This window comes from [Rhizobium] kunmingense, assembly GCF_977018605.1.
The window spans coordinates 1,928,950-1,945,506 of record NZ_CDRNXG010000001.1 but is presented as its reverse complement, the minus strand read 5'-3'; the positions used below and the strand labels follow the sequence as shown (position 1 = coordinate 1,945,506).

The 16,557-nt window shown below is 61.8% G+C and carries 18 protein-coding genes; 7 read left to right on the top strand and 11 right to left on the bottom strand.

Going from position 1 to position 16,557, the window contains the following annotated elements; all coding sequences use genetic code 11:
- Positions 1–47: 47 nt before the first annotated feature.
- Complete coding sequence (locus tag AC0JZ4_RS09160; protein ID WP_471886074.1) at positions 48–449, top strand: MarR family winged helix-turn-helix transcriptional regulator; 402 nt, start codon at positions 48–50, stop codon at positions 447–449.
- Between the two features lie 69 nt (positions 450–518).
- Positions 519–1,814 carry an MFS transporter gene (locus AC0JZ4_RS09155; protein ID WP_471886073.1) on the top strand — a complete coding sequence of 432 codons (1,296 nt, stop codon included), beginning with the start codon at positions 519–521 and terminating at the stop codon, positions 1,812–1,814.
- A 63-nt stretch (positions 1,815–1,877) separates the two neighbouring features.
- Here the strand turns inward: AC0JZ4_RS09155 and AC0JZ4_RS09150 are convergent, their stop codons facing one another.
- Together AC0JZ4_RS09150 and tal are read right to left on the bottom strand one after the other, a co-directional pair.
- Positions 1,878–3,593, bottom strand: coding sequence for a methyl-accepting chemotaxis protein (locus tag AC0JZ4_RS09150; RefSeq protein WP_471886072.1), 1,716 nt, complete (start codon positions 3,591–3,593; stop codon positions 1,878–1,880).
- Between the two features lie 178 nt (positions 3,594–3,771).
- Entirely contained in the window at positions 3,772–4,737 is a 966-nt protein-coding gene (tal, locus tag AC0JZ4_RS09145; protein WP_471886071.1) for a transaldolase, read from the bottom strand.
- Positions 4,738–4,936: 199 nt separating this feature from the next.
- Here tal and AC0JZ4_RS09140 point away from each other — a divergent pair, with 199 nt between their 5' ends.
- The gene (locus AC0JZ4_RS09140; RefSeq protein WP_471886070.1) at positions 4,937–5,920 is read left to right on the top strand and encodes a sugar-binding transcriptional regulator; all 984 of its coding nucleotides are present in this window, start codon (positions 4,937–4,939) and stop codon (positions 5,918–5,920) included.
- Between the two features lie 5 nt (positions 5,921–5,925).
- Here the strand turns inward: AC0JZ4_RS09140 and AC0JZ4_RS09135 are convergent, their stop codons facing one another.
- From AC0JZ4_RS09135 to AC0JZ4_RS09115, 5 genes are all read right to left on the bottom strand, one after another.
- The gene (locus tag AC0JZ4_RS09135; protein ID WP_471886069.1) at positions 5,926–6,552 is read right to left on the bottom strand and encodes a dual specificity protein phosphatase family protein; all 627 of its coding nucleotides are present in this window, start codon (positions 6,550–6,552) and stop codon (positions 5,926–5,928) included.
- 123 nt (positions 6,553–6,675) lie between these two features.
- Positions 6,676–6,963 carry a type II toxin-antitoxin system RelE/ParE family toxin gene (locus tag AC0JZ4_RS09130; RefSeq protein WP_471886068.1) on the bottom strand — a complete coding sequence of 96 codons (288 nt, stop codon included), beginning with the start codon at positions 6,961–6,963 and terminating at the stop codon, positions 6,676–6,678.
- Between the two features lie 2 nt (positions 6,964–6,965).
- A complete protein-coding gene (locus AC0JZ4_RS09125) occupies positions 6,966–7,205 on the bottom strand; it encodes a CopG family ribbon-helix-helix protein (protein ID WP_471886067.1) in 240 nt (79 codons plus the stop codon).
- Positions 7,206–7,247: 42 nt separating this feature from the next.
- On the bottom strand, positions 7,248–8,129 hold the full coding sequence (locus AC0JZ4_RS09120) for a methylated-DNA--[protein]-cysteine S-methyltransferase (RefSeq protein ID WP_471886066.1): 882 nt from the start codon (positions 8,127–8,129) through the stop codon (positions 7,248–7,250).
- Between the two features lie 77 nt (positions 8,130–8,206).
- Positions 8,207–8,731, bottom strand: coding sequence for a DUF2244 domain-containing protein (locus AC0JZ4_RS09115; protein WP_471886065.1), 525 nt, complete (start codon positions 8,729–8,731; stop codon positions 8,207–8,209).
- Positions 8,732–8,752: 21 nt separating this feature from the next.
- Between AC0JZ4_RS09115 and nth the strand changes: the two genes are divergently transcribed.
- The gene (gene nth / locus AC0JZ4_RS09110; RefSeq protein WP_471886064.1) at positions 8,753–9,514 is read left to right on the top strand and encodes an endonuclease III; all 762 of its coding nucleotides are present in this window, start codon (positions 8,753–8,755) and stop codon (positions 9,512–9,514) included.
- Here nth and AC0JZ4_RS09105 read toward each other — a convergent pair.
- On the bottom strand, positions 9,485–10,063 hold the full coding sequence (locus tag AC0JZ4_RS09105) for a TetR/AcrR family transcriptional regulator (protein ID WP_471886063.1): 579 nt from the start codon (positions 10,061–10,063) through the stop codon (positions 9,485–9,487). The genes nth and AC0JZ4_RS09105 overlap by 30 nt on opposite strands.
- A gap of 87 nt (positions 10,064–10,150) precedes the next feature.
- Here AC0JZ4_RS09105 and AC0JZ4_RS09100 point away from each other — a divergent pair, with 87 nt between their 5' ends.
- Positions 10,151–10,576, top strand: a complete 426-nt coding sequence (locus AC0JZ4_RS09100) for a VOC family protein (protein WP_471886062.1) — start codon at positions 10,151–10,153, stop codon at positions 10,574–10,576.
- Here AC0JZ4_RS09100 and AC0JZ4_RS09095 read toward each other — a convergent pair.
- The 3 genes from AC0JZ4_RS09095 to AC0JZ4_RS09085 form a co-directional block, all read right to left on the bottom strand.
- Positions 10,573–11,286 carry a sulfate transporter family protein gene (locus tag AC0JZ4_RS09095; RefSeq protein ID WP_471886061.1) on the bottom strand — a complete coding sequence of 238 codons (714 nt, stop codon included), beginning with the start codon at positions 11,284–11,286 and terminating at the stop codon, positions 10,573–10,575. The genes AC0JZ4_RS09100 and AC0JZ4_RS09095 overlap by 4 nt on opposite strands.
- Before the next feature lie 137 nt (positions 11,287–11,423).
- The gene (locus tag AC0JZ4_RS09090) at positions 11,424–12,122 is read right to left on the bottom strand and encodes a DUF1194 domain-containing protein (protein WP_471886060.1); all 699 of its coding nucleotides are present in this window, start codon (positions 12,120–12,122) and stop codon (positions 11,424–11,426) included.
- A 137-nt stretch (positions 12,123–12,259) separates the two neighbouring features.
- The gene (locus AC0JZ4_RS09085) at positions 12,260–12,730 is read right to left on the bottom strand and encodes a VOC family protein (RefSeq protein ID WP_471886059.1); all 471 of its coding nucleotides are present in this window, start codon (positions 12,728–12,730) and stop codon (positions 12,260–12,262) included.
- A gap of 386 nt (positions 12,731–13,116) precedes the next feature.
- Between AC0JZ4_RS09085 and mcpU the strand changes: the two genes are divergently transcribed.
- Both mcpU and AC0JZ4_RS09075 read left to right on the top strand, forming a co-directional pair.
- The gene (mcpU, locus tag AC0JZ4_RS09080; RefSeq protein ID WP_471886058.1) at positions 13,117–15,213 is read left to right on the top strand and encodes a methyl-accepting chemotaxis protein McpU; all 2,097 of its coding nucleotides are present in this window, start codon (positions 13,117–13,119) and stop codon (positions 15,211–15,213) included.
- 294 nt (positions 15,214–15,507) lie between these two features.
- On the top strand, positions 15,508–16,557 hold the full coding sequence (locus tag AC0JZ4_RS09075; protein ID WP_471886057.1) for a sensor histidine kinase: 1,050 nt from the start codon (positions 15,508–15,510) through the stop codon (positions 16,555–16,557).

Genomic DNA, 16,557 nt, shown 5'->3' with positions numbered 1-16,557 from the left:
CATATGCCCGCTTGTCTTTTGTCAGATCCGGGTATATACCCACACGCATGTCGAACGATACATGCCACTGTGTTCTTCTGCGCAAGGCGACCCGCAAGGTCTCGTCCTATTACGACGAAGCCTTGGCGCCACTTGGCGTCAACATAGGCCAGTTCAGCATGCTTCGGAACATACACCGCACGGAACCGGTATCGCTTACCGACCTCGCGCACCGGCTGGATCTCGACCGCTCCACCGTCGGCCGCAATGCCAAGGTGCTGGCGCGGATGGAGATGATCGAGATCGGCCATGGCGAGGACCAGCGCGAGGCGGTGCTATCCATATCACCGAAGGGACGTGAGGTTCTCGAAAAGGGCGCCCCTCTCTGGGATGGCGTACAGGACGAGATCGACGCCCGCCTCGGCCCCGACAAGGCAAGGCAATTGCAGGATTTGCTAGCAGCCCTGTGATTTTTTGGACCATATACGGGTACATACCCACATAGAGAATCGGCCTATGGCCTTGATGAGGATGAAGACATGATCTCAAACGGCGTCGCCGCTTTCATGGCGAAGAGAAACCTGCATTACGGCTGGGTGGTTGCCGCCACCACCTTCCTCACCATGCTGGCGACCGCCGGCGCCATGGGCTCGGCCGGCGTGATGATCCAGCCACTGCATCAGGAATTCGGTTGGGATATCGCCGACATTTCCACCGCCATGGCGGTGCGGCTCGTCCTCTTCGGCTTGCTAGGCCCGTTCGCCGCCGCCTTCATGAACCATTTCGGTGTCCGTCAGGTCGTCTCCACCGCCCTCGGAATGATCGTCTTCGGCATCATTGCCTCGATGTTCATGACGCAAGTCTGGCAGCTGCTTCTTCTGTGGGGTGTCGTCATCGGCGTCGGCACCGGCATGACGGCGCTGGTGCTTGGCGCAACCGTCGCCAGCCGCTGGTTCACCAAGCGCCGCGGCCTCGTCGTCGGCCTGATGACCGCCAGCAACGCTACCGGCCAGCTCGTCTTCCTGCCGCTTCTGGCAGCGCTGACCGAAGCCTATGGCTGGCGCTTGGCATTGACGCTAACCGTCGCCACCCTCTCGGTTGCCTTCATCCTCGTCGCCTTTTTGATGCGCGATCATCCGTCGGACCTCGGCCTGCCTGCCTATGGCGACACGACGGTGTCCTTGCCGCCGAAGCAGGATCACAAGCTTCTGGCGACACTCGTCTCGCCGCTCGTCACCCTCAAAAGTGTCTCGACCAATCCGGTCTTCTGGGTCCTGTTCGGCACGTTCTTCGTCTGCGGCCTTTCCACCAACGGCCTGATCCAAACGCACTGGATCTCGATCTGTGGCGATTTCGGCATGGCAGCGGTTACCGCAGCCGGCACCCTTGCGGTCATCGGCGTCTTCGATTTCTTCGGCACCATCGCCGCCGGCTGGCTGTCCGACCGTTATGACAATCGCATCCTGCTCTTCTGGTTTTACGGTCTGCGCGGCCTGTCTCTGATCTACCTGTCCTTCTCGGGCTTCAGCATGGTCGAACTTTCCGTCTTCGCCATCTTCTACGGCCTCGACTGGGTGGCGACCGTACCGCCAACGGTAAAGCTTGCCGCCGAAAATTTCGGGCGTGAAAAGGCCGGCCTCGTCTTCGGTTGGATCTTTGCCGGCCATCAGTTCGGCGCCGCCACCGCCGCCTTTGGCGCAGGCTTCCTCAAAAGCGACTACGACACCTATATGCCGGCCTTGCAGATCGCCGGCGTCATGTGCCTGCTTGCCGCCATATCGGTTATGCTGCTGAGAAAGCCGGGTTCGGCTTTAACGGTCCCGCAAGCGGCCTGACCGGGCAAAAGCACGCAAGGCCCGCCGATGGGCGGGCCTTGCGCGTTTCAGCGTGGTCGGCCGTCAGGCCGCCTGCCGGGTGTCGCCCTTGCCGCGGTCGGCGATCGTACCCCTGTCGCGGATCTGTCCGCGACGGTTGAGCTTGAACTGCTGCACCAGCTCGACCAGGCGCGCCGCACCCGTAGCCAGTTTCTCGCTGATGATCGCCGTATTCTCCACCATCGCAGCATTCTGCTGCGTCATCCGGTCGATCTGGGCAACCGTATGGTTGATCTCCGAAAGCCCGACCGACTGTTCCTGTGCAGCGGTGGCCAGCGACTGGACATTCTTGTCGATCGAGGCGACGAAGGCCTCGATCTCGTGCAGTGCCGCTCCGGTCTCGTCGACCAGCCGCACGCCGTCCGTCACCGCGCGGCCGGAATTGTCGATCAGCGTCTTGATCTCCTTCGCCGCATTGGCCGAGCGCTGGGCAAGTTCGCGCACTTCCTGAGCGACGACCGCAAAGCCCTTGCCCGCTTCGCCCGCCCTTGCCGCCTCAACGCCGGCATTCAGCGCCAGAAGATTGGTCTGGAACGCGATCTCGTCGATCACGCCGATGATCTTGGTAATCTCGGTCGAAGCCCCCTCGATGCGCTTCATCGCCGTGATCGTTTCGCGCACGACGGAAGAGGAATTGGTTGCCGCCGCCAGCGCATTGTTGACCAGCTTGCGGGTATCCTCCGTATTGGTCGAGGACGAGCGCACCGTATCCGTCACCTGCTCCAGCGCCGCCGACGTCTGTTCAAGCGAGGCCGCCTGTTCCTTGGTCCGCAGCGACATCTGGTCGGCCGCCTCGTGCATTTCCTGGCTGGACCCGTTCAGCATGCCGGTCTGCTGCAACACGCCGACCAGTGTTTCCTGGAAGGCGGCGATCGAGGCATTGAAATCGCGCCGCAACGGCTCGAACTCGCCCGCGAAGGGGGTGTCGATCGTCTGGCGGATATTGCAATCGGCAAGCCGGCCAAGCCCCGCCCCAAGCTCCTTGACCACCTTGACGCGGTCGGAAACGTCGGTGGCGAACTTCACCACCTTGAACACCTTGCCGCTGTCGTCGAGGATCGGATTGTAGGACGCCTGGATGTAGATCGCCGCACCGCTTTTGGTGACGCGGGTAAACTGCCCGGACGAAAATTCACCGGCAGCGAGATCGGCCCAGAAGCGCCTGTACTCGACGGAGCCGGCAAAATCCTGCTCGCAGAAAATCGAATGATGCCGCCCGACGATCTCGTTCAGCGCATAGCCGAGTGCGGAGAGAAAATTCTCGTTGGCGGTGATGATCTCGCCGGACGGCGTGAACTCGATCACCGCCTGCGCCCGTGAAAGCGCCTCCAGCTTGCCGCGATTTTCCAGCGCCGCCTTGCGGCTCTCGGTGATGTCGGTGGCGATCTTCACCACCTTGAACGGCTTGCCGCCGCGCAGGATCGGATTGTAGCTCGCCTCGATCCAAACCTCGCGGCTACCCTTGCCGAACCGCTTGTACTTGCCCTGATCGAACGCCCCTTGAGAAAGCCGTTTCCAAAAGGCGGCGTAGTCGGCGGAAGGTGCCTCGGCCGGATCGACGAAGATGCGGTGATGCTTGCCGACGATTTCATTCAGCGAATAGCCGACGGTTTTGCAGAAATTCTCGTTCGCCGTCAGGATCGTGCCATCGAGATTGAACTCGATGATCGCCTGCGATCGGCTGAGCGCCGCAATCAGCGCTGCATTGGATTGATTACGGCCGAATGAGAAGCCGACCATGAAAAGTCTCCCGGTGAAGCAAATCTTCTATTTGGGTCAAAACTAGCCCCGCATATTAAAGTTTTGGTTAACCAAGATTTTCCGCCATTTCCGCCCGCAACGACCGTATTCTCACCTGAGCCGAACGCAAAAGGCCCGCCTTGCGGCGGGCCTTCGACAGTGTTCCGATCGGGAGGGATCAGGCTGCAGCGAGCTGCAGCTCCTTCTTGACGTTGGCGCGCAGCGTCGCGAGATCCTTGGCGAACAGGCGGATGCCGTCCGAAAGCTTCTCGGTTGCCATCTGGTCTTCGTTCAGCATCCAGCGGAAGGCCTTCTCGTCCATCTTGATCGGCGCGGCGGCTTCGAACGTCTCCGGCGAAAGCTTGCGTTCCAGCGTGCCTTCGGCCTTGTCAAGCTCGTCGAGCAGGTTCGGCGCGATCGTCAGGCGGTCGCAACCGGCCAGCGCTTCGATCTCGCCGACATTGCGGAACGATGCGCCCATGACGATCGTGTTGATGCCGTTGGCCTTGTAGTAATTGTAGATAGAGCGAACGGAAACGACGCCCGGATCGGTTTCAGCCGTGTAGTCCTGGCCAGTCGACTTCTTGTACCAGTCGAGAATGCGGCCGACGAAGGGCGAGATCAGGAACGCCTTGGCATCGGCGCAGGCAACTGCCTGTGCGTGGGAGAAGAGAAGCGTCAGGTTGCAGTCGATGCCTTCGGCCTGCAGCACTTCGGCAGCCTTGATGCCTTCCCAGGTGGAGGCGAGCTTGATCAGGATGCGCTCGCGCTCGATGCCGCGCGCCTTGTAGGCTGCAATGATCTCATGCGCCTTCTTGATCGAGGCTTCGGTATCGAAGGAAAGGTCGGCATCGACTTCGGTCGAGACGCGGCCCGGAACCAGCGCCGAAAGGGCGGCACCCACATCGATCGCCATGCGGTCGGCAACGGCTGCGACGACGGCATCATCCTGACCGCCCTGGCCGCGGCCCCAGGCGATCGCTTCCTTCACCTTGTCGGCAAACGCATCGGTGCCCAGCGCCTTCAGAACGATCGAAGGGTTGGTCGTGCAATCCACCGGCTTCAGACGGGCAACCGCCTCGATGTCGCCGGTGTCTGCGACGACGGTGGTCATGGAACGAAGTTGCTCTAGTTTCGACGTCATCCGTATGGTCCTCGCTGATTGCTGATCGACGCCATAAGCGGCGCGATGCTCCTCTCGCATGTTATCTAGATAACATCCGCAGATAGGAAAGAAGTCAAGACATTTGTATCCGTGAATTGACATATGTTTCAAACAAGCCAATATCGTGGCGCACGGCGAAAAGATCGGAAATTTCGACCGTTATGGGAGGACGCCATCCTTGGCACGGCTGAAACGCGACACGCACACGACCTATTCGGAAGCGACATCCCAGCGGCTGCGCGCCGCCTGGCTCTACTACAACCAGGGCCTGACGCAGAAGGATGTCGCCGAAAGACTGGGCGTCAGCCGCTCTACCGTCATTCGCATGCTCGACGAGGCGATGAAGCGCTCCGAGGTGCAGATCTGGATTTCGGAAGGTATAGACAGCAGCGTCGAACTGGCGATCCGGCTGGAAAAGGCCTATGGCCTCGACGAGGCGATCGTCGTGCCCGCCCCGCGCGATGACAGCGCAGATGCCCTTGCCGGTGCCGTCGGTCTGGCCCTCGGCCAGTTTCTCTCCGATGTGATCGAGGACGACATGACGATCGGTGTCGGCTGGGGCCGCACCATGACCTCGTCGCTGTCGAGTTTTCGCCCGCCACGCCGGGAAAACTGCAAGGTCGTCTCCCTGCTCGGCGGCATCGTCGCCGTCCACCAGACCAACCCGATCGATTTCACCTGGCGCTTCGCCGGCCAGCTTGGCGCGGAATGTTTCATGTTCCTCGCACCGCTGCTCGTCGATACGGTCGCGACAAAGCGGGCGCTGATCGACAAATGCGGTCTGAACACGATCTATGACCTCGCTGAAAACCTCGACCTCGCGGTCGTCAGCTGCGGCGATATCGGCCCGCACTCGACCTCGCTGTCGGAAGGCTTCATTTCGAAAAAGGAACTGGACCGGCTGATCGCCTCGGGCTGTGTCTGCGATACGATGTTCAATTTTCTCGACGCGGAAGGCCGCTCCGTCGATCACGCATTGAACGAACGCGTCATGTCGGTCGATCTCGATACGTTGAAGAAGGCGAAACACATTGTCCTGTCGTCAGGCGGCGCTCATCGCGCCATCGCCATCCGCGCCACCATCCGCCGCATCGGCTGCCATACGCTGATCACCGACGAGACGGCGGCAAGGGAACTGCTGCGACTGGCCGACGCCGGCTGAGGTCTTCAGACGGCATCCGCTGCCGTGACCGCCAGCGGTGCCGGCGGCAAGGGCTCCCGCGACAACCCGTAATGTCGCTCCAGCATTTCCCATGTCAGGTCCATGGCATAGGCGGCCGAAAGCACCGGTACGCCGACATGGCCGAAATAGATCGAAAGCTGCCGCTCCGCCTCATGCACCGGCAGGCCCGCAACGCGCAGGCTGTAGAGCACTGAGGCGAGCCCCGTCCGATCCGCACCGCCACGGCAATGGATCAATATCGGCTTCGGCGCATCCTTCAGCAAAGCGACCAGTTCATCCGCCCGCGCGCTCGACAATTCCTTGGAGGCACGCATGGCGAAATCCACATGCCGGATACCGAGCCTCTTGGCCGTCGCCACTTCATCCTCGTACCAGCCGGCATCGTCGGAAGCGCCGCGCAGATTGACGATCGTGCGGATGCCATAGCTGCGCGCATAGTCCTCGATCTGCTCCGCAGACGGCTGCGCCGAGCGATAGAGTTCGCCGGGAATGACCGTATGGAAATTCCCGGAAATCTGCAGAAAGCCGAGATAGGCACCGACGCCGAGCGCAATCGCGCCCACAGCCGCACCGCTGCCCAGAACCCATTTCGAAAACCGTGTACGCGCCATGCCGCCGATCCCTGTTGAAGACAGGTCTCGACCTGCCAGGGCTCACGGATCGCCTTTCAAGCTGACAGCCACCTGAAGGGTGGGGCCATGATGGGTATGTAGGAAATATCGGCACTTGCGGCGTCATACATCATCCGGCCACAGCCGGGCGCCATGCTGCACGAACAGCACCTCGACGCAGTCGTCCTTGATACGATAGGCCACGATATAAGGCGTGCCGGGTAGAACGAGCCCGCGCGTCCCCGCAATTTCGCCAAGTCTGCCGATCAGGGGATTGTCGGAAAGAAGCCTTTTCGTTCGCGAATGGATGGCCTTGACCATGAGCGCGGCGGCACGCGGGCTTCGCGCTGCGATATAATCGCCGATCGCCTCAAGCTCCGTAAGATACCGCTGAGACCATCGTATCCGCACGGCTATGGCAGGCTGTCATATTTACCGAGCACGCAGGCGATTTCGGCATCCGTGGCAAAATTGCCCTGATCCGCATCGCGTATTCCCGCCTGAACGCCTTCGGCCCACTTTTCCTGCCAGGCGAGCGATTTGCCGTTGGAAAGCGCATCCTCGACGATCTGGCTCGGTGTCAGCCGTGTTTGCTCGGCCAATCGATCGATGCGCCGCGTAAGATCTTCGGAAATCTCGACGCTAGTCTTCATGCGGCAATTCTCTCACAGTCGATCACGCCCGGCAAAGGAAATTCACCCCTCGCCCGTTTCCCATCCCAGCATCGCCCGTTTGCGCGTCAGGCCCCAGTGATAGCCGGTCAGCGCACCGTTCTTGGCGACGGCCCGGTGGCAGGGAACGACGAAGGAGATCGGGTTGGCGCCGATCGCCGCGCCCACCGCCCGGCTGGCCGTCGGCTGGCCGATATCGTTGGCGACGTCGGAATAGGTGACGGCCTTGCCGTAGGGGATCTTCAGCAGGCTCTGCCACACCCGCATCTGGAAATCCGTGCCGATCAGCACGACCCGAAGCGGCCGGTCGCATTGCCAGTTCGACCGTTCGAAAACGCGCGCCACATAGGGCAGCGTCGACGCTTCATCCTCCACATAAGCCGCATTCGGCCAGCGCCGCGTCATGTCGGCGAGCGCCTCAACCTCGCCGCCCGGCTCGGTGAAGGCGAGACCCGAAAGCCCGCGATCGGTCGCCATGACCAGCGCAATGCCGAAGGGCGAAGGATGGAACCCGTAGCGGATCGTCAATCCGCCGCCCTTCGCCTTCCACTCACCCGGCGACATCGCCTCATGGGTGACGAACAGGTCGTGCAGCCGCCCCGGTCCTGACAAACCGACCTCGTAGGAGGCTTCCAGCAGCGGCAGACCTTCCTTGCCGAGCAGCCGCTTGGCATGGTCGATCGTCACCGCCTGCAGGAATGCCTTGGGCGACAGGCCCGCCCAGCGGGTGAACAGTTTTTGCAGCTGCGTCGGCGACTGGCCGATCTCGGCAGCGATCGTTTCCAGCGACGGCTGTTCGCGATAATCGAGGGTGATCATCTCGATCACCCGGCGCACGGTCTCGTAATCGGAACCATCGGGCGTCACATCCTCGGCGGGCGAGGAAAACTGAGCGAGAGCATTCATGGTCTGTCTCCTTTCGCTCATATCTGCGCCTTCTTGCTCATCGAAACCACCCGTTTCTTGCTCCATCACCAGCCGCATCAAAGCCTGCGCGTGACGCTGGCCAGCGCCGCGCGAAAAGCCCTGGCAAAGCTCTCCCGGTCATCCGGGTTGAGGAACGAGCCGACATCCGTCCCCCTGCCCTCGCCCGTCACATGCATGGAGGTGATGCCGAATTCTGCGTGGCGATTGACCCGCAATCGTGCCCAGAGCGGATTGAAGCGATGTTCCACCATCCGCCCTGCCGGCGAGAATTTCCGGATCGAGACATTCGTGCGCGACACCGTCACCTCTTCCCGCTGACGACCGGAGCGATAGCTCAGCTTCAGCGCCACATAGAGCGCGGCGAAATCGAGCCCGAGAAACAGGCCGACCGGCCACGCGCCACTCACCATGAAGAACAACCCGTAGAAGAGGCAGACGATACCGGAAAGCAGCAGCACTATGCGAAACCCCGCCCGCCCCAGCGATCGATAGGGCGTCAGTTCGGCGGCAAACACCGGCGTCTCCGTGACCGTTCCACGGGTCGCCAAACCATCCGCCATCTGCGCGTTGCTTTCCGTCATGGTGCGTGACTATACAGTCTCATGGCCATTCCGAAAATCAAATCCGCGACCGCAAAAAAGCCCGCCGCCGCCAAGAAGCCGAAGCGCTACAAGCCCGCCTACACACATGAGGAAATGGTCGAGATCTTTCGCCGCTTCTCCATCCAGCGGCCGGAGCCGAAGGGCGAGCTTGAGCATGTGAACCCGTTCACGCTCGTCGTCGCAGTCGCCCTCTCCGCCCAGGCCACCGATGCCGGCGTCAACAAGGCGACCCGTGCGCTATTTAAAATTGCCGACACGCCGGAAAAGATGCTGGCGCTCGGCGAAGACGGTGTCATCGATCATATCAAGACGATCGGCCTCTACCGCAACAAGGCCAAGAACGTCATCGCCCTCTGTCGCATGCTCATCGACGACTTCGGTTCCGAGGTTCCGAAGACCCGAGAGGAGCTGGTGCGCCTGCCGGGCGTCGGCCGCAAGACCGCAAATGTCGTCATGTCCATGGCCTTCGGCATCCCGACACTCGCGGTCGATACCCACGTCTTCCGCATCGGCAACCGCTGCCTGATGGCGCCGGGCAAGACACCGGATGAAGTCGAGGAACAGTTCCTCAGGGTCATACCGGATCAATATCTGTTCCACGCCCACCACTGGCTGATCCTGCATGGCCGCTATTGCTGCAAGGCACGCAAGCCCGAATGCGAGCGCTGCGTCATCGCCGATCTCTGTCGCTCGCCGGAAAAGACGCTCGACATTCCCGCACCACTGGTGGAACTACCGCAGCAGGTTATCGGCGCGCCCTAATCCGTCCAGCAGCGCCGCGATCGCCGCATCATACTCCGGACGGTTTCCGCCCCGGTCGATCTCGATCGCCGCCCGATCGAAAGCGGCGGAAAGCATCGCCGTCAACGGATCCAGCAGCACCAGATGCGCCGACCCTTTCAGAAAATCGGCCAGCCCTGCCTTGAGGCTCGCCTCCGCCGGGTCCTCGCTAGCCCCCCCGGCAAACTGCGCCGGCGCTTCCTTCAACAGCAGCCGTACCCGCCCCGGCGCCGCCATCGCATCGAAATAGGCGGATGCGCCAAGCAGCAGGGCGTCGCGTGGCGATGCGGCTTTGAGCGACCGCGCCTTGATCTCGTCCGCCACCGCCTGCGCCTCGCGCTCGATGACGGCGGCAAACAGCGCCTGCTTGTCGGCGAAATGGTGATAGAGAGCGCCCCGCGTCACCTCGGCCGCCGCAACGATCTCCGGTGTCGCAGTTTCTGCATACCCCTTCTCGACAAACAGCCCCCGCGCAGCATCCAGCAACGCCGCCCTGGTCGCATCGGTCCGCTCACGATTGCTGCGTGCCATCTTTCACCTCTATTTACATACAGACAGAATGTATCTATAAAAAACATACAGTCTGAATGTATCTTTAATTCTGGAGAAGTGAAAGCGATGAAAGTCACCAGCTACTATCCCGTCATCATGACCGACAACGTGGCCGGCACCGCAGCCTTTTATGTCGAACATTTCGGCTTCGCGCCGCTGTTCGAGGCAGACTGGTACATGCATCTCCAATCGAAGCAGAACGAGCATGTGACGCTCGCCATCCTCGATGGCCGCCACGAAACCATCCCGGCCTCCGGCCGCGGTACGGTGTCCGGCCTGCTGTTGAATTTCGAGGTCGAGGATGTCGATGCGGTCTATGACCGGCTGAAAGCCGCCGGCCTGCCGATCAGGCTGGATTTGCGCGATGAGGATTTCGGCCAGCGCCATTTCATCACGTCGGACCCGAACGGCGTGCTGATCGACATCATCAAGCCGATCCCGCCCAGCGCCGAATTCGCCGCCCAGTATGATCCCTCGGCGTTACCGGGTTAAGCCACGAACCCAGGATCGCGCTTCGAGATAGCCTTGTGCAGATGCACCATCAGCCCGGCGGCAAACAGCGGGGTCAAAAGGTTGACGAACGGGATCGCCAGGAAACCGGCGATCAGCATGCCGGCCAGCATCACGGTCGAGCCGTGCTTGGCGCGAAAGGCGCGCGCCTCTGACGGCGAACGGAAGCGCATCGCCGCAAACTCGAAGAATTCGCGACCGAGCAGATAACCGTTGACCATGAAGAAGGCGATCAGGTTGACACCCGGAATGAACAGAAGAAGCAGCGCGATGAAGTTGCCGACGATGACGACGCCGAGAAACTGGATCGATCCCTTGATCGCCTGACCAATCGGCAGTTCGCGGCCCGGCGGGTCGCTGGGATAATCCCGCGTCTCGATCACCTTGGCGACGTCGTCGAGGAAGAGGCCGGCAATCAGCGCCGTGATCGGCGCGATCAGCAATGCCAGCGCCAGCGCAAGACCGATACTGGCTGCAATCGCCGCAATCAGCGTCACCCATCCGGTCCACTCCGGCATCGCCGGCAGGAAGGCGGCAAACCACGGCCAGACATAATAGGCGAAGGCTTCGCGCAGCGTGAACCACAGCCCGGCAAGAATCAGAAGTGTCAGCCCCAGCATCTTCCAGAAGGCGGAACGGGTCTCGGGAGCGAAAAGATTGACGAGCGCAAGGCGGGCGGCGTCGAGGATCATGAAAGGTCTCCGGCGGTTGGCGCACCGGATGTAGTGTGATCGGCCGCCTGGAACAAGGCACAATGTTCCCGACCGGCCGCCCCCGGATCGAATGATCCCCCACAGCACGCCGTCACGCAACGGCAGCCGCTGTGGACTCAAGGAACCGCCAGCATGGACACCACTGGTCTTTGCAATTCACGCTTCAGCTTCCTGCGGATTGCGGCGCCAAAATCCTCCGGCCGGCGCGCCTCGATGACGAAGGAGCGGGTACCGGAAAGAACGTTGCGTACATAATAGTCGGCAAGGTCGGCGACTTCCGAGGACATCGCCAGCCCATTGATCGTCACCTTCATCTGCGCCGCCCGCCGCCGCGCCATTTGCAGTGTCGGGATCACCCTGCGCTTCGGCGCCGTCGTCGCCTTGCCGTCACCGGAAACGTTGATGATCGCATTGTGGGCGCAGACCTGTTGCAGCATGTCCAGCGCCTGCCACACGCCCGCGCCGATATCGGTATTGCCCCATGTCCTTCGCGGTCGCGCCAGCATGTCGGCGATGAAGGGTTGCAGGCTCTGCCCCTGATGGATGACATACCAGCCGCTGCGATCGGCGGAAAATTCCCCGTCGCCCCAGATGACGACGGACAGCGCCACATCGCCCGCGCTCGCGAGCGCCTCAAGCACTTCCGTGCTTTGGAACGCCGCGACAAAGGACTGGCGTTGCAACGCATATTCCTCGTCGGAAATGCTTCCCGACCCATCGATAGCAAGAACGAGCGCCGTATCGACGCATTCGGCAGCGCTCGCAGCCCCCCATAGCGGCACCAGAAGGCCGCCGATCAAGGCAATCCAGTGCATGCTCCCCTCCCCCAAGGATAGGCCCGTGATCGTCTCGGGACCGCTGCTACATTAGCAATCGCGCCTACTAGTTGCAATTGCCAGTATTGACTACCCGTTTTTGGGAGTTCGCTTGCACGCAGGCATTGCGAACCTGCTCACGCCTTGGCCGCGGCCTGTAGCCCGGCAATGTCGAACTTCACCATTTTCAGCATCGCCTCGGTCACCCGCCGCACGACGTCCGGATCCGGGCTCCCCATCAACTCACCGAGCACCTTTGGCACGATCTGCCAGCAAAGCCCCCAGCGGTCGCGCAGCCAGCCGCATTGTTCGATCGAACCGCCTTCGCCGAGCGCATCCCACAACCTGTCGATCTCTTCTTGGGACTCGCATTCCACCATGATCGAAAAACTGTGGTTGAATGGATCGAGCGGCCCCGCCTCGATCGCCATGTAACGCTGGTCACCCAGCGTGAACCCGGCCATCTGCACACTACCGGCTGGCCCGCTCGGCGTCTCGGCCATGATCGGCGCGGTCCATTCGATCGACGACCCGGCAATCAGCGACGTGTAGAAATTAAGCGCCGCGTCCATGTCCTTTTCGAACCACAGATGCTGAGTAACTTTCATGTTTCTTCTCCCGTTGAACCTGAAAGGCACTGACCTTGTCTTCGGCATATGTCCTCAAAGAGCGACAAAACAAGAACAGCCCTGAGACCCTGCTGTCGCGTTACTGAGAAATTCCCTGCAAACCCCATGAAACACGAGAGGATTCATCGAGTTAAACACGGCACGCATTGTCGGGCACCGGAGAACGGCATTCAAAACTCTTTTATGCAAATTTTAGATTTGCACGTTATTGCTGCATCCGTTGGCGGCCAAGGGCCACAGCATGATCGCATGATGCGCTCGCTCAAGACGCCGCCCCGCGGCATGCTCCCGCCATCCATTCCCCATCGCTCCTAGCCAGCAAGATCAGCCAGCCTGTTCGGGCAACCATCCAAGGAACGTAAAGCTTGTCCAAGAAATCAAACCTGATGACGCGCATTCTGGTTGCTGCGTCACTCGTCGTCGTCGCCGCCTTTGCCGGCTTCTCGGCCTATATCGACAGCCTCCAGCGTGATGCTGTCGCCCAGTCCGTCGCCCACAATATGGATTCGACAGGCAAGCAGGCGTCCCAGAGCATTGCCAACTGGCTGAACGGCCGCTTCATGCTGACCGATGCCGTTGCCAAGGATATGGAAAAATCGACGGACCCCGCCTCGCGTTTGGCCATTCTCGATAACAACGTGCTTTCCGCCCAGTTCGTCTCCACCTATTTCGGCGGCGAGGCGAATGGCGAGATGACCCAGTGGCCGAACCTGCCGCTGCCCGCAGATTATGACCCGCGCAAGCGTGGCTGGTACAAGCAGGCGGTGTCCGTCAACGGCCCGGTCCTGACCGAACCCTATGTTTCTGCTTCCGACAAGAAGCTAATGATCACCGCCGCCGTGCCGGTCAACCAGGGTGGCGCGTTCATCGGTGTCGCCGCCAGCGACTTCTCGCTCGATACGCTCGTCTCCGCCATCCGGTCGGTCGATGCCGGCCCGGAAGGGCATGCTTTCCTCGTCAACAAGGCCGGCAAGATTCTGATCCATCCGGATCCTGCCTTCGTCAACAAGACGCTCGCAGACCTCTTCCCGCAGAACACCCCGACGATCGGCCCGAACGTCGTCGAGACCGCCATCGGCGAAAAGAGCAAGCTCGTCAGCTTCATTCCCGTTAGCGGCCTGCCGGCTGCCGAATGGAGCCTCGGCTTCGTCGTCGACCGCGACAGCGCCTATGCCGCCACCGGTGAATTCCGCGTCGCGGCCGCCATCGCCACCCTGCTTGCGGTCGGCGCCATGATCGCCTTCCTCGCAACATTGCTCAGCCGGCTCGTCATCGCCCCGGTCACGGCCATGACCGCCGCGATGGAAAAGCTCGCCTCCGGCAATCTCGACACGACAATCCCCGGCCAGGATCGTACCGACCAGATCGGCTCGATGGCCGAAGCCGTCGCCGTCTTCCGCACCAATGCGATGGAGCGCCTGCGCCTCGAAGGCGATGCGGCGGAAACCCGCTCGCTCTCCGAGCGCGAGCGTGGCGAACGAGAACGCCTCACAGCCCGCAATGCCGCCGACATCCGCTTTGCCGTCGACGAACTGGCCAAGGGCCTGTCGCATCTGTCGGATGGCGACCTGCAGTATCGCATCACGTCGCCCTTCGTCGCCGAGTTGGATCGCCTGCGCGAAGATTTCAACGCCTCGATCACCAAGCTCAACGGCGCGCTCACCCGCGTCGGCGACAATGCCCGCAATATCGATGCCGGCGCATCGGAAATCCGCCATTCGGCAGACGACCTCGCGGCTCGCACCGAGCGTCAGGCAGCCTCGCTGGAAGAGACGGCGGCAGCCCTTGAGGAGATCACCACGACGGTGCGCGACAGCGCCCGCCGCGCCGAGGAAGTCGGCAATCTCGTCACCCGTGCCCGAGGCAATGCCGAGCACTCCGGCACCGTGGTGCGCGAGGCGATCCGTGCCATGGAGGATATCGAACAGTCCTCCTCGGAGATCTCCAAGATCATCGGCGTCATCGACGAGATCGCCTTCCAGACCAACCTGCTTGCGCTGAATGCCGGCGTCGAGGCGGCTCGTGCGGGCGAAGCCGGCAAGGGCTTTGCGGTCGTCGCCCAGGAAGTCCGTGAACTCGCCCAGCGTTCGGCCAAGGCCGCCAAGGAGATCAAGGAACTGATCAACGCCTCGGGCAACCTGGTTCAGCAGGGTGTCTCCCGCGTCGGCGAAACCGGCCGGGGCCTCGATGCCATCGTTACCGAGGTGCAGGAGATCAACCGCCACGTCCAGGCAATCGTCACCGCCACCCGCGAACAGTCGACCGGCCTGTCGGAGATCAATGCCGCGGTCAACACCATGGACCAGAGCACCCAGCAGAACGCTGCCATGGTCGAGGAACAGACCGCCGCAAGCCACGGCCTCGCATCGGAAGCCGGCTCGCTGAAAGCGCTTCTTGCCCAGTTCCGCCTCGGCGGAGCTGCATCCGCAGCCGACCCGGCCCGTCACAACAGGGCCGCCTGATCCATGCAAGGCCGGCGTGAAAGCGCCGGCCTTCTCAACGCTCCGGCCTCGAGCCGTACCTCCGCCCCATCCGACGTGTCGACCAGGACAACCAATCTCGCAGTGCGGCGGCATCAAAGATCCGTCCACTGTGCTTCAAGTCGCCTTCCCTGCTGAATATCGCCAAAGCAGCAACCGAACAGCATGGCGCCCTACTGGTTTTCCCGACCGCCTGTGCCATATGACATTCATGGCAATCCCGAGCATTGACCTATAAGTGCGTGCTCACGCGTTGGATCGGAGGACGGTGTTTCCGTGGGCACTGGCAAGCAGATATGGGGCGACAGCCGGATGGCGCATGTCGTCGCGGAATATGACTGGTCGAACTCACCGCTCGGCCCCATAGAAAGCTGGCCGATCTCGTTGAAGACGATCGTCGAGGTGACGCTCAGCTCGAAATTTCCGCAGGCCGTGGTCTGGGGACCCGATTTCACCACGATCCACAACGACGCCTTCCTGCCGATCCTCGGCAACAAGCCATCCGCAATCGGCCGCTCCTTTGCCGAAATCTGGGCGGAGGCCTGGCAGGAGATCGGTCCGATCGCCGAGAAATGCTACGCGGGCGAATCCACCTATATCGAAAACTACCCGCTGACGATCAATCGCCACGGCTATGACGAGCTGGCCCATTTCACCTTCTGCTACAGCCCCTTGCGGGACGACGAGGGCAGGATCACCGGGCTGGTCGACACCGTTATGGAAACCACCGAGACGGTGCGCGCTCGCCAGACGCAGGAAATCCTGCGCCGGGAACTCGTCCATCGGGTCAAGAACACGATGGCGGTCTCCAGTGCCGTCGTAAACGCCTCCATGCGTCACGCAACAAACCTTGCCGATGCGCGCGAGACGATCGGCCGACGTTTCGAAGCGCTTGCCAGCGCCCAGAACCTCATTGCCGCCTCAGACGACGGCGCGCTCCTGGCGGAAGTCGTAGCCGAGGCGCTCGGCCCGCATCTCGACGACAACGGCCGCGCGATGGTCTCCGGCCCGCAGGTACAACTCTCGTCCGAGCAGGCTGTCGGCGTATCGCTGGCAATCTACGAGCTCGCGACCAACGCCATGAAATACGGTGCGCTGTCGGTGGAACAGGGAAAGGTCAGCATCGACTGGACGGTCGATGCGGCGGGCGGCTTTACGTTTTCCTGGCGAGAACACGGTGGCCCGCCGGTATCACCGCCCACGAGATCCGGTTTCGGCGCGCGCCTTACCAACCAGATCGTCGCGTCCTATTTTCATGGAAACGCAGAAACCGCCTACGAACCATCCGGCCTGCGGTTTCGCATGGAAGGCGTGCTGGCGACCTGA

Coding starts and splice junctions, on each gene's coding strand:
- AC0JZ4_RS09125 (WP_471886067.1), bottom strand. CDS start 7,205: ATGAAGACTAGCGTCGAGATTTCCGAAGATCTTACGCGGCGCATCGAT.
- AC0JZ4_RS09135 (WP_471886069.1), bottom strand. CDS start 6,552: ATGGCGCGTACACGGTTTTCGAAATGGGTTCTGGGCAGCGGTGCGGCT.
- AC0JZ4_RS09115 (WP_471886065.1), bottom strand. CDS start 8,731: ATGACGGAAAGCAACGCGCAGATGGCGGATGGTTTGGCGACCCGTGGA.
- AC0JZ4_RS09085 (WP_471886059.1), bottom strand. CDS start 12,730: ATGAAAGTTACTCAGCATCTGTGGTTCGAAAAGGACATGGACGCGGCG.
- AC0JZ4_RS09120 (WP_471886066.1), bottom strand. CDS start 8,129: ATGAATGCTCTCGCTCAGTTTTCCTCGCCCGCCGAGGATGTGACGCCC.
- AC0JZ4_RS09160 (WP_471886074.1), top strand. CDS start 48: ATGTCGAACGATACATGCCACTGTGTTCTTCTGCGCAAGGCGACCCGC.
- AC0JZ4_RS09100 (WP_471886062.1), top strand. CDS start 10,151: ATGAAAGTCACCAGCTACTATCCCGTCATCATGACCGACAACGTGGCC.
- tal (WP_471886071.1), bottom strand. CDS start 4,737: ATGACGTCGAAACTAGAGCAACTTCGTTCCATGACCACCGTCGTCGCA.
- nth (WP_471886064.1), top strand. CDS start 8,753: ATGGCCATTCCGAAAATCAAATCCGCGACCGCAAAAAAGCCCGCCGCC.
- AC0JZ4_RS09105 (WP_471886063.1), bottom strand. CDS start 10,063: ATGGCACGCAGCAATCGTGAGCGGACCGATGCGACCAGGGCGGCGTTG.
- AC0JZ4_RS09095 (WP_471886061.1), bottom strand. CDS start 11,286: ATGATCCTCGACGCCGCCCGCCTTGCGCTCGTCAATCTTTTCGCTCCC.
- AC0JZ4_RS09090 (WP_471886060.1), bottom strand. CDS start 12,122: ATGCACTGGATTGCCTTGATCGGCGGCCTTCTGGTGCCGCTATGGGGG.
- AC0JZ4_RS09150 (WP_471886072.1), bottom strand. CDS start 3,593: ATGGTCGGCTTCTCATTCGGCCGTAATCAATCCAATGCAGCGCTGATT.
- AC0JZ4_RS09155 (WP_471886073.1), top strand. CDS start 519: ATGATCTCAAACGGCGTCGCCGCTTTCATGGCGAAGAGAAACCTGCAT.